Here is a 919-nt window from a genome sequence, read left to right as displayed (position 1 = left end):
CCGGCCACGCCGAGGGCCTGGAAGCCGGCCGCGCCGACGGCTACGCCGAGGGTCGCGCGCGGGCCGAGGCCGAGGCGGCGCGCCTGGCCGGGCTCGCCGACGGCCTCGACGAGGCCTTGCGCGAGCTCGACGGCGAGATCGCCGAGCAGCTGATGGCGCTGGCGATCGAGATGGCGCGGCGGATGGTGAAGCTCACCCTCGCCGAACACCCCGAGGCCATCCTCGACACCGTGCGCAGCGCGCTCCTCCAGCTCCCCCAGGGCCACGCCCACATCCAGCTCCACCCCGACGATCTCGCTCTGGTGCGCGAGCATCTGGGCGACCAGCTCGCCCACGCCGGCCACCGCTTGCAGGAGGATGCCCGCCTCGCACGCGGCGAGTGCCGCATCGACGGCCAGGGCGCACAGGTGGACGCGACGCTGGAGACGCGCTGGCGGCGGGTGCTCGAATCCATCGGCCACGAGCGCGCACGCTGGCGCGTGGCGGACGAAGCGGATGCGGGCGACGCCACCGGCCCGGTCGCCGACACCGCGCCGCCCGCGCCGGAGCCGCCGGCATGAACCGCCACCAGGCGCTGTGGCGCGACTTCCTCGGCGATGGCCGCCGCCTGGTCGAGGGCTGCAACCCGCTCGAGGTCTCCGGCCGCCTCACCCGCATCAACGGCCTGGTCATGGAGGCCGCGGGCATCAAGCTGGCGCTCGGCTCGGGCTGCCGCATCCTGGTGCCCGGTGGCGGCGCGGTCGAGGCCGAGGTGGTCGGCTTCAACGGCGACAAGCTCTACATGATGCCCACCGACGACGTCTTCGGCCTGGCGCCGGGCGCGCGCGTGCTGCCGATGGAGGTGGGCGTGCCGCGCCTGGTGCCGGGCAAGCGCATCGGCCCGCGCCGCCGCGCCGCCGACCGCGCCAAGCACCTGCCG

General features: G+C 75.8%; 1 protein-coding gene and 1 pseudogene. Both read left to right on the top strand.

The window, feature by feature from the left end:
* Window positions 1–560 (top strand): FliH/SctL family protein (locus C667_RS23390; RefSeq protein WP_004390516.1); only part of this gene is annotated, 560 nt, incomplete at its 5' end.
* Window positions 557–919: pseudogene (locus C667_RS23385) on the top strand (flagellum-specific ATP synthase FliI); the annotation flags it as partial. The gene C667_RS23390 and the pseudogene C667_RS23385, both read left to right, overlap by 4 nt.

It is taken from the genome of Thauera phenylacetica B4P, assembly GCF_000310225.1.
In the GTDB taxonomy this organism is placed as follows: domain Bacteria; phylum Pseudomonadota; class Gammaproteobacteria; order Burkholderiales; family Rhodocyclaceae; genus Thauera; species Thauera phenylacetica.
The sequence above is the reverse complement of the archived record's forward strand: the minus strand, read 5'-3'. Positions and strand labels throughout refer to the sequence as shown.